Origin of the sequence: Micromonospora sp. NPDC049257, from assembly GCF_040678915.1 — a bacterium.
GTDB classification, from domain to species: Bacteria; Actinomycetota; Actinomycetes; order Mycobacteriales; family Micromonosporaceae; genus Micromonospora; species Micromonospora antibiotica.
This window is the reverse complement of the sequence record NZ_JBFAQU010000005.1, coordinates 36,166-46,634: the sequence shown is the minus strand read 5'-3', so window position 1 is coordinate 46,634 and position 10,469 is coordinate 36,166. Positions and strand designations below refer to the sequence as shown.

At 72.1% G+C, this 10,469-nt stretch carries 10 protein-coding genes; 4 read left to right on the top strand and 6 right to left on the bottom strand.

The genetic code is table 11. The annotated features are described in order from the left end of the window. Positions 1-15: 15 nt before the first annotated feature. The 4 genes from AB0K25_RS10335 to AB0K25_RS10320 form a co-directional block, all read right to left on the bottom strand. Positions 16-849: a carbohydrate ABC transporter permease gene (locus AB0K25_RS10335; RefSeq protein WP_204924754.1), complete on the bottom strand. Its 834-nt coding sequence runs from the start codon at positions 847-849 to the stop codon at positions 16-18. Further along, a complete protein-coding gene (locus AB0K25_RS10330; RefSeq protein ID WP_363819643.1) occupies positions 846-1,832 on the bottom strand; it encodes a sugar ABC transporter permease in 987 nt (328 codons plus the stop codon). The genes AB0K25_RS10335 and AB0K25_RS10330 overlap by 4 nt, the downstream gene beginning before the upstream one ends. 96 nt (positions 1,833-1,928) lie before the next feature. Then, the gene (locus AB0K25_RS10325) at positions 1,929-3,236 is read right to left on the bottom strand and encodes an extracellular solute-binding protein (RefSeq protein WP_357538071.1); all 1,308 of its coding nucleotides are present in this window, start codon (positions 3,234-3,236) and stop codon (positions 1,929-1,931) included. 321 nt (positions 3,237-3,557) lie between these two features. Next, positions 3,558-4,319 carry a maleylpyruvate isomerase family mycothiol-dependent enzyme gene (locus AB0K25_RS10320; protein ID WP_219464882.1) on the bottom strand — a complete coding sequence of 254 codons (762 nt, stop codon included), beginning with the start codon at positions 4,317-4,319 and terminating at the stop codon, positions 3,558-3,560. Positions 4,320-4,389: 70 nt separating this feature from the next. On the opposite strand from AB0K25_RS10320, the gene AB0K25_RS10315 reads away from it, so the two are divergent. Further along, entirely contained in the window at positions 4,390-5,481 is a 1,092-nt protein-coding gene (locus AB0K25_RS10315; RefSeq protein WP_363819639.1) for a UDP-N-acetylmuramate dehydrogenase, read from the top strand. Between the two features lie 162 nt (positions 5,482-5,643). Here AB0K25_RS10315 and AB0K25_RS10310 read toward each other — a convergent pair whose 3' ends face one another. Both AB0K25_RS10310 and AB0K25_RS10305 read right to left on the bottom strand, forming a co-directional pair. Then, positions 5,644-6,441, bottom strand: coding sequence for a class I SAM-dependent methyltransferase (locus AB0K25_RS10310; protein ID WP_357538067.1), 798 nt, complete (start codon positions 6,439-6,441; stop codon positions 5,644-5,646). Positions 6,442-6,493: 52 nt separating this feature from the next. Continuing rightward, positions 6,494-7,261, bottom strand: coding sequence for an SDR family oxidoreductase (locus AB0K25_RS10305; RefSeq protein ID WP_219464880.1), 768 nt, complete (start codon positions 7,259-7,261; stop codon positions 6,494-6,496). Positions 7,262-7,443: 182 nt separating this feature from the next. Between AB0K25_RS10305 and mshA the strand changes: the two genes are divergently transcribed. From mshA to AB0K25_RS10290, 3 genes are all read left to right on the top strand, one after another. Further along, positions 7,444-8,808, top strand: coding sequence for a D-inositol-3-phosphate glycosyltransferase (mshA, locus tag AB0K25_RS10300; protein WP_219464879.1), 1,365 nt, complete (start codon positions 7,444-7,446; stop codon positions 8,806-8,808). A 93-nt stretch (positions 8,809-8,901) separates the two neighbouring features. Then, positions 8,902-9,417, top strand: a complete 516-nt coding sequence (locus tag AB0K25_RS10295; protein WP_208567910.1) for a YbjN domain-containing protein — start codon at positions 8,902-8,904, stop codon at positions 9,415-9,417. 76 nt (positions 9,418-9,493) lie between these two features. Further along, a complete protein-coding gene (locus AB0K25_RS10290; RefSeq protein ID WP_357538062.1) occupies positions 9,494-10,351 on the top strand; it encodes a hypothetical protein in 858 nt (285 codons plus the stop codon). Positions 10,352-10,469: the final 118 nt, after the last annotated feature.

The following is a 10,469-nucleotide window of genomic DNA, read 5'->3' as shown; positions in this document are numbered from 1 at the left end:
GCTCACTCCTCGCGCTCACGCTTTGACCGCACCTTCCATGATGCCGCCGATGATCTGGCGGCCGAACACGACGAACACCAGCAGCAGCGGCAGCGTCGCGATCGCCGTGCCGGTGAACACCTGCGACATGTCCTGGTAGTAACCGTCGGAGAGGGCCCGCAGCGACAACTGCACGGTCGGGTTCTCCGGGTCGTTGAGCACAGCGTACGGCCAGAGGAAGTCGTTCCAGGTGGTCATGAACGTGAGCAGGCCGAGCACGGCGGCGGCGGGCCGCAGCGCGGGCAGCACCACGTTCCAGTAGATCCGCAGCGTGTGGCAGCCGTCGACCCGGGCCGCCTCGATCAGCTCGGTGCTGACCGCCTGGGCCGCGTACTGGCGCATCATGAACACGCCGAATCCGGTGACCAGGGCCGGGACGATCACCGCCGGCAGCCGGTCGTTCCAGTTCAGCTTGGTCATCAGCAGGTACAGCGGGATGACCCCGAGCTGGGTGGGCACCATCATGGTGGCAATGATGATCATGAGTAGCGCGTTGCGTCCCCGGAACCGCAGCTTGGCGAAGGCGAACCCGGCCAGGGTGGAGAAGAGCACCACCGAGAAGGTGACGCTGACCGCGACGATCGTCGAGTTGACCAGGCCGGTGAGGAAGTGCGCGTCGGGGTTGGCGAAGAGCCGGGTGATGTTCGCGCCGAGGTTGCCGCCGGGGGTGAGCGGTGGCGGCACCTGGCCCATCGCGTCGCTGCTGCGGCTGGCGACCACGAACATCCAGTAGATCGGGAAGATCGACAGCAGGGCGGTGAGCGTCAATGCCGGGTAGGTGAGTCGGCCGGCCGACCAGATGCGGGTCATCGGTCCCCCTTGCGGGCGCCGCCGCCGAGCCGGCGCAGGATCAGTACGTTGATCGCCGCGACCACCGCGATCAGGGCGAAGAGCAGCCAGGCGACGGCCGAGCCGTAGCCGAAGTTGTAGTGCGGGGCGAAGGCGTTCTCGAACATGTACATGGTCATCGTCTGGGATTCGCGCAGCGGCCCGCCCCGGATCGCGTTGGTGCCGGAGTTGAACAGCCGGGGCTCGGTGAACAGTTGCAGTCCGCCGATGGTGGAGATGATCACCGCGAAGATGATCGTGGGTTTGAGCAGCGGCACGGTGATCGACCAGAACTGCCGGGCCCGGCCGGCCCCGTCGATCGAGGCGGACTCGTACAGGTCGCGGGGGATGGCCTGCATCGCGGCCAGGAAGATCAGCGCGTTGTAGCCGGTCCACCGCCAGTCGACCATGGCGGAGATCGCCGTCCAGGCGGCGAACCGGTTCGCCTTCCAGTCGATCGCGTCGACGCCGACCAGGTCGAGCAGCCAGTTGATCATGCCGAACTCGCGGCCGAACAGCACCGCGAAGACGATCGCCACCGCCGCCGTCGAGGTCACGTTGGGCACCAGCACCGCCATCCGCCAGGTGGTCCGCGCCCGCAGCCGGCGGTTGAGCAGGTTGGCCAGCCACAGGGCGGCGAGCAGCTGCGGCACCGTGGAGAGGGCGAAGATGCCGAGCGTGTTCACCACCGAGTTCCAGAAGTCGGCGTCGGCCAGCAGTTGGGTGTAGTTCTGCGCGCCCACGAAGGCCGGGTCCACCCCCAACAGGTCCCAGTCGTGCAGCGACACCCAGAACGTGTACGCCAGCGGATAGAGCCCGAAGATCGCGAAGAGCAGGAAGAACGGCGTCACGTACAGGTAGGGCGAGTACCTGACGTCGAGCCGGGCCAACCGGTGCTCCCGCTCGGGCCGTCTGCTCCGGGTCCGTACCGCCCCCGGCGGCGGACCGTCGACCTGAACAACCATCTCCCGTGCTCTTCCTCTCGTGGTCCCGGCCTGCACCTGCCCGCCCGTCCGGCGGCGGGGCCACGGCGTGAACCCGTGACCCCGCCCCGCACGGGGTTACTTGGCGGCGGCCTTGCGGGCGTTGGTGGTGGCGTCGGTCCAGCCCTGGGTGGGGTTGCGCTGACCCAGCTCGACGGTGCGCACGGCGTTCTCCACCTCGGTGCGGACGGCCTGGTTCTTGGGGCCCATGTAGACCGGCTTGAGGCTCTTCGCACCGGCGGCGAAGATCTTGCCGACCGGGGCGTCGGAGAAGTACGCGTTGGTCGAGCTGACGACCGCCGGGTCGTCGAGCGCCTGCGGGGACGACGGCAGTGGCCCCTTCTCCTGGAACGCGCCGATCTGGCCCTTGGCGCTGGTCAGGAACTTGGCCAGCTCGATCGCCTCGGCCTGGTGCCGGCTCTGCTTCGGCACCGCCAGGTAGGAGCCGCCCCAGTTGCCGCCGCTGCCGGGCACCTGGGCGATGTCCCACTTGCCCTTGGCGTCCGGCCCGGCGTTGCCCTCGATCACCCCGGTCATCCAGGCCGGGCAGGCGATGGTGGCGAACTTGGCCTGCTTGAAGGCCGACACCCACTCCTCCGACCAGGCCCCGTACCGGCCGGAGAGCCCGGAGTCGATGATGTCGACGGTGGTGTCGTACGCCTGGCGTACCGCCGGGTTGCTGTCGACCACCAGCTTGTCGGCGGTGTCGTAGTAGCTGTAGCCGGTGGTGTTGCCGGCGGTCTGCAACAGGATGGTGTTGAAGGTGTTGGTGGCGGCGTCCAGGAAGGCCGCGCCGGTGTTCCTGGCCTTGAACTGCTCGCCGACCCGTACGTAGTCCTGCCAGGTGGGCCAGAGCTTGGACACGGCCTCCCGGTCGGTGGGCAGGCCGGCGGCGGCGAAGAGGTCCTTGCGGTAGCAGATCGCCATCCCGCCGACGTCGGTGCCGAGCCCGATGAGCTGCTTGCCGTCGGCGGTCAGCCCGCCGTTCCACTTCCACTCCAGGAAGTTGCCCTTGAGGTCGGCGGCGCCGTGGTCGAGCAGGTTGACGAAGTTCTGCGGGTTGGCCTTGTACTCGACCAGCAGCCCCTCCTCGATGGCGACCACGTCACCGGCGCCCTTGCCGGCGGCGAGCCACTGGGTGAGCTTGGGGGAGTACTCGTCGAGGTTGCCGCCGGTGCCCCGCTCCACGATCTTGATGCCGGGGTGGTCGGCCTCGTACTGCCGGTAGAGCTTCTCGTAGCCGAACTGGCCGAACACGTCGACGGTCAGCGTGACCGGTCCGCCGTCGGCGGCCTCGTCGTCGCCGCCGCAGGCGGTGGTGGTGAGCAGTGCGGTGGTGGCCACCAGGGCGATCGCCGCGAGACGGCGGCGGGTGAAGACACCCATGGGTCGGACCCCTCTCAGGTCGGGTGGTGGGGTGTGGACCTGCGTATGAGCGGGCCGTACGGGTCGTCGGCCCGGATTCGATCTCTGTGAGAGAGCGCTCTCCCGACAGGGTGGTGGGTCGATGGACTCCTGTCAAGAGAGCGCTCTCTCGGATCGTCGCCGAACCGCAGGGCCGACCGCCCGAGCTACACCGGGGACCCCGAGAGTGGCCGTCCCGCAGCTACGCCGTGCGCAACCGACCCCGATCTACGCCGGGAACGCCGAGAGCGGCCGTCCCAGTCGGAACGGCCGCTCTCGGTACACGGCATGTGGTGGCGGGCGTCAGCCGACGCGCAGGCCCTCCAGCAGGGAACGGTCCCCCGCCACCCCGAGGGTGTCGAAGCTGACCCGGCCCCACAACGCCAGCAGCAGGTCGCTGGCCGAGCCGGTGACCTGCACCCGGGCGTGGTGGTCGTCGTGCCCGAAGACCGTCGCGGTGTCCAGCAGGGCCACCCCCTCGCCGCGCATCCGCAGGTACCAGTCCTGGGCGGCGTCGGTCGCGGTCAGGTGCACCACCCCCTGCCACTGCCCCCGGTTGCGCCGACGGCCGGACGGCAGCCAGGTGTCCAGCACCTCGCTCACCCCGTCGGCGGCGAGCTTCGTCTCGATCGGGTCACCGGCGGCGATGGCGAGCTGGGCGTCCCACCGGTGCACCGCCGTCTCGTGCGCCACCCGCCGCGGCCAGAAACCGGCCTTCTTGGGCTGCGGCATCGGGTTCCAGGCCGGGGCCTCCGGGTCGAGCGCGTCGAACAGGGTCACCAGCTGGTCGTACTCGTGCTGCCAGAGCTGGAGCGGGGACACCCCGGCGGGCAGCTCGGCGGTCTCGTCGCGGCGGGCCGGCTGGGCGGTGTCACCGGCACCGGCGAAGGAGTGCACCCAGTGGTAGAGGCCGGCCAGGTGCAGGGCGAGATCGGACACCGTCCACCCCGGGCAGGACAGCACAGGTGTCTCCGGCGGGGCCTCGGCCACGGCCGCGGCGAACGCCGGGCCGTCGACCCGGAGCGCTCCCAACCAGAAGTCCTTCGTGGCGTGCAGTCTGCTCATCGCAATCCTCCCCGGGGTGACCCGGCGACCAGTGGGTGCCGTGGCTACCCCTCAGCCTAGGGTGAAAGGCGTGTCAGACGTCTACGCCAAACCGACAACGAGCGCCGAACCCGCCGATCCGGCCGCCCTCGCGGAATACACCACCCTGCGCCTCGGTGGCACCGCCGCCCGGTTGGAGACCGCGACCAGCGCCGACGAGATCGTCCGCCGGGTCCGCGAGGCGCACCGCCGCGACGAACCGGTGCTGGTCCTCGCCGGCGGCAGCAACGTGGTCGTCGGAGACGCCGGCTTCCCCGGCACCGTCGTGCTGATCCGGTCGCGGGGCTACACCGTGGTCGCCGAGGACACCGATACCGTCACCGTACGGGTCGAAGCCGGCGAACCCTGGGACGACCTCGTCGCCGCCACCGTCGGCAACGGCTGGTCCGGCCTGGAGTGCCTCTCCGGCATCCCCGGCTCGGCCGGTGCCACCCCCATCCAGAACGTCGGCGCGTACGGCCAGGAGGTCGCCGAACGGATCACCGCCGTTCAGGTGTACGACCGCGCCGAGGACCGGCTGACCACCGTCGCCGCCCCGGACTGCGGGTTCGCCTACCGGGGCAGCATCTTCAAGTACAGCGACCGCTGGGTGGTGCTCTCGGTCGACTTCCGGCTGGACCGCTCGCCGCTGTCCGGGCCGGTCCGCTACGCCGAACTGGCCCGCTCGCTGGGGGTCGACGTCGGTGACCGGGTGCCGTTGGCCGCCGCCCGGGACACGGTGCTGACCCTGCGCGCCGGCAAGGGCATGGTGCTCGACCCCACCGACCCGGACACCTGGTCGGTCGGCTCGTTCTTCACCAATCCGGTGCTCGACCGGGCGGCGTACGACCTGCTGCGGGAGCGCGCCGCCGACCTCGGTGACCCCCCCTCCTGGCCCTGCCCCGGCGACCTGGTGAAGGTCAGCGCCGCCTGGCTGATCGACAAGGCGGGCTTCGCCAAGGGCCACCCCGGCCCCGGTGGCACCGCCATCTCCGGCAAGCACACCCTGGCCCTGACCAACCACAGCGGCACCGCCCGCACCGCCGACCTGATCGCCCTCGCCCGCGAGATCCGCGACGGCGTCCACACCCGCTTCGCCGTCCCCCTCCACCCCGAACCCGTCCTCATCAACTGCACCCTCTGACCCCCCTGCCCCACTCCGCCCCCGCCCGCTCTACCCGTGTTGATCAAGAGGTTTGCGTCATGCCGTTGGCGGATTTTGACGCAAAGCTCTTGATCAACACGGGCAGGCGGGGGGCGGGGGGGGCGGGGTGGGGTGCGGGGTGTGGGGGTGCGGGTGGGGTGGTCAGGTGGGGGTGATGGCGGGCCAGGGGAGGGTTAGTTCGCCGTGGCGCCAGCGGTGGGGGCGGTCTAGGACGGGCCAGCCGGTGGACCGGAGGGTGTGGACGGCGGCCAGCCAGCGTTGGCGGGGGCCGAACGGGGCCAGCCCGGCGGCGGCGTGCCAGGCGTCGTCCAGGGCGCGGAGCAGGGCGTGGATGCCTTCACCCGGCACGTTGCGGTGGATCAGCGCCTTCGGTAGGCGCTCGGCCAACCGGGCCGGGCTCTCCAGCGTGGCCAGCCGGGCGGCCAGGGTCAGCGTCCGGGGGCCGGTGGAGTCGATCAGCAGCCAGCCGGCCAGCCGGCCCAACTCGTCGCAGGTGCCCTCGACCAGCACCCCGCCGGGGGCGAGCCGGTCGGTGACCGTCCGCCAGGCGTCGGCGACCTCGCGCTCGTCGTACTGGCGGAGCACGTTGAACGCCCGGACCACGGTGGGCCGTAACCCGGCCAGTTCGAAGCCGCCCCGGGCGAACGTCAACCCCGGTGGGTCGGCGGCCGGTGCGGCGGCGGCCACCCGTACCGGATCGATCTCCAGGCCGACCACCCGGACGTCGGGGCGGACCCGGGCGGCCAGCCGGTCGCGCAGCTCGACGGCGGTGACCGGGGTGGCGCCGTAACCGAGGTCCACCACCAGCGGGTCGGCGGCGGCCCGTAACCGGTCGCCGCAGGTCTCGACGATCCAGTTGTCGACCCGGCGGAGCCGGTTCGGGTTCGTCGTCCCCCGGGTCACCAACCCCACCGGCCGCTGCCGGCCCCGGTCAGCCATCCCGGGTCACCAACCCCACCGGCCGTTGCCGGCCCCGGTCAGCCATCCCGGGTCACTGCCCGACCCGGTGCACCTTGTGCTGGGCGGCCTGGGCCAGCGGGCGGACCACCAACCGGTCCACGTTGACGTGGTGGGGGAGCGTGGCGCACCAGGCGATGCACTCGGCGACGTCCTCGGCCACCAGCGGCTGCGCGACCCCGGCGTAGGTGGCGTCGGCCTTCCCGGCATCCCCGCCGAACCGGTTCAGGCTGAACTCGTCCGTGCGGACCATCCCGGGGTCGATCTCGACCACCCGGACCGGTCGGCCGCACAGCTCCAGCCGCAGGGTGCCCGCCACGGCGGTCTGCGCGTGCTTGGCCGCGCTGTAGCCGCCCCCACCCTCGTAGACGGTGAAACCGGCGGTGGACGAGACCACCACGACCGTCCCGGTCCCGGAGCGCTCCAGGGCCGGCAGCAGGGCCTGGGTGACCCGCAGCGTGCCGAGCACGTTGACGTCGTACATCCACTGCCAGTCGGCGACCGAGCCGGACTCCACCGGGTCGAGCCCACGGGCCCCACCGGCGTTGTTGACCAGCAGGGTGACCGGCCCGGGGGCGTCGGCGGCGGCGCGGGCCAGCCCGGCCACCGACTCGTCGGAGGTGACGTCGCAGGCCACGGCGGTGGCGCTGCCGCCGGCCGCCGCGATCTCGGCGACCAGGTCGGCGAGCCGGTCGGTGCGGCGGGCGGCGGCGAGCACGTGGAAACCCTCGGCGGCGAGCCGGCGGGCGGTGGCCGCGCCGATCCCGCTGGACGCCCCGGTGACGATCGCGACAGAGGTCATCCGGCCATTCTCACCCTGGCAGCGGGGCTGGCCGCCCCGGGTCCCGTGATGAGGTCCGTCACGCCCGCGACCCGGGGCGAGGTATTTCCGAAGCCCGATGGGGAAGATTGCATCCGGCGTGAAGGTTGACCGAGGAGCGCCGGTCGTGCGGGACGGCATCAACCGTGACAGAGGGAGCGGACGTGGCGGATCAGCACATCGGTGTCGGTCGTCAGCGAGGTGCCCTGCCGTGGCCCCGGCCCCGTCGCATCGCCACCCTGTCGGTGCACACCTCGCCGCTGCACCAACCGGGCACCGGCGACGCGGGCGGCATGAACGTCTACATCCTGGAGGTCGCCAGGCGGCTCGCCGAGGCGAACGTCGAGGTGGAGATCTTCACCCGGGCCACCTCGGGTGACCTGCCACCGGTGGTGGAGATGGCCCCCGGCGTGCACGTCCGGCACGTCACCTCCGGCCCGCTGGAGGGGCTGACCAAGGAGGAGCTGCCCGGTCAGCTGTGTGCCTTCACCGCCGGGGTGCTGCGTGCCGAGGCGGCCCGCCCACCGGGGCACTACGACCTGATCCACTCGCACTACTGGCTGTCCGGGCAGGTCGGCTGGCTGGCCAAGGAGCGCTGGGGGGTGCCGTTGGTGCACACCGCGCACACCCTGGCCAAGGTGAAGAACGCCCAGCTCGCGGCCGGTGACCGGCCGGAGCCGAAGGCCCGGGTGATCGGTGAGGAGCAGGTCGTCGCCGAGGCCGACCGGCTGGTGGCGAACACCCGGGTGGAGGCGTCCGACCTGATCGACCGCTACGCCGCCGACCCGGCCCGGGTCGCGGTCGTCGAACCGGGGGTGGACCTGGACCGGTTCCGTCCCGCCGTCGGGGACCGGGCCGCCGCGACCCGCGCCGCCCGCCGCCAGCTGGGCCTGCCCACCGAGGGGTACGTCGTCGCGTTCGTCGGCCGGATCCAGCCACTGAAGGCCCCCGACGTGCTGGTCCGTGCGGTCGCGGCGTTACGCGAGCGCGATCCGGCCCTCGCCGAGCAGGTGACCGTGGTGATCTGTGGTGGCCCGAGCGGCAGCGGCCTGGACCGGCCCACCTCGCTGATCGAGCTGGCCGCTTCGTTGGGGGTCGCCGACCGGGTCCGGTTCCTGCCGCCGCGCACCGGGGACGACCTGCCCGCCCTCTACCGGGCCGCCGACCTGGTGGCGGTGCCCTCGCACAACGAGTCCTTCGGGCTGGTGGCCCTGGAGGCGCAGGCCTGCGGCACCCCGGTCGTGGCCGCCGCCGTGGGTGGCCTGGTGACCGCCGTGCGGGACGAGGTCAGCGGCGTGCTCGTGCACGGCCACGACCCGACCGACTGGGCCCGTACGCTGGCCCGGCTGCTGCCCGACCGGGTGGGCCGGGAGGCGTTGGGTCGGGGGGCGGCCCGGCACGCCCGCAGCTTCTCCTGGGAACGCACCGTGTCCGGGCTGCTCGCCGTGTACGGCGAGGCGGTCACCGGTCACCGGGCACGGTTGGCGGCCCGGCTGGCCGAGGGGCCGGCCCTGACCGGATCCTGGTGACCGGGCCGGATCCGTGGCGCGGTCACCGGACCGGGGGTGCGGTGACCGGGCGCTGTCCGGTGGGTTCGTCACCCCGGCCGTAGAGTGGGTCCGATGAGCGCGAAGAGCGAGCTGGCGGCCCTGATCGAGGCGGTCTGCACCGAGCGGGAGCTGGAGTGGGAGGCCACCGGCGAGGGGTCGTACGCGGTCACCCTGCCCGGCACCCACAAGCTCAAGACGATCTGCAACCTGATCGTCGGCGAGCACGCGCTGCGGGTCGAGGCGTTCGTGATGCGCCAGCCCGACGAGCGGCGCGAGGAGCTGTGGGCGTGGCTGTTGCAACGCAACGCCCGGATGTACGGCGTCGCGTTCTCGATCGACGCGGTCGGGGACGTCTACCTCACCGGCCGGGTCAACCCGTCCGGCGTCGACGCCGACGAGCTGGACCGGTTGTTCGGTGCGGTGCTCAGCTATGCCGACGAGTCCTTCGACACCATGCTGGAGATCGGCTTCGGCAGTTCGATCCGCCGGGAGTGGGAGTGGCGGGTCAAGCGGGGCGAGTCGACCGCTAACCTCGCCGCCTTCGCCCACCTCTTCACCCCGTCCTCGGGAGGTTCGGACCGGTCCTGACGGGTATGCCGCACCGCTGCGGTGCGGCAGTGTGGGACCCGCCGCAGGCCGAGGACGGACTGTCGAGGAGCGTGTCATGGCTCAGCGGAACAGCTCAGGTCGCGGCGCGTCGGCGACCAGGACCACGCGTCAGGCCGGCAATCAGACCCCGAACACGCCGGGCATCTCCGAGTCGGAGATCTCCCGGATGAGGGTCGACGACATCCGGGGTCAGTTGCGCCGCAGGGGAGTCTCCGGGATCTCCGCGTTGCGCAAGCCGGACCTGGTGAAGACGCTCGCGCGGACGTTGCGCGCGGAGGGTCGGGCCGGCGGTGCCGCCCGACGCAGCACCGGCCCGTCCGGCCGGGCGCCGGCCAGGAAGAGCGCCGGGGCGACCGGTGCCGGTAAGGGCACCTCCACCCGACGGGGGACCTCGGCACGGGCGAAGACGTCGGCGGCGTCCCGGGTGAAGACGTCCGCCGCGTCCCGGGCGAAGGCGACGGCGGCGTCCCGGTCGGGACGAGCCGCCCTGTCGCGGCCGGGAGCGAAGGCGGCACCGGCAAGGGCCGCCACCCGCGCTGCGGGCGTGCGTACCGGGCGGGCCACCTCGCGGTCGGTACGGTCCTCGCAGCTCATCACCTCCCCGGCGGACCGGCCGGAACGCCCGGGGCGCAGCCTGGTCACCACCAACCACCAGGTGATCCGGAACTGGGCCGCGGCACGCGGGGCCCGGCCGGCCACCATCGTCGGCACCGAGCGGGCGGGCCGGCCGGGGGTGCTCACGTTCGACCTCCCGGGTTACCGGCAGAGCCGGCAGGTGCGGGTGGTCAGTTGGGACGACTGGTTCCGGACGTTCGACAGCCGCAGGCTGAACCTGATCTTCCAGGAGCAGCTGCGGGACGGCCGGCAGAGCAACTTCTTCCGCACCGAATCACCCGATCGGGAAGACGGCTGAGGGGTTTGCGGGAATCGCTGCCGGGTAGCCGCGTGTTGGCAGTCACGAGACCCGGAAACGGCGTCAGCGCAGCTGGGACGGCCGGTGTTGTGACCGGCGGAACAGTGCTCGCGGGTTG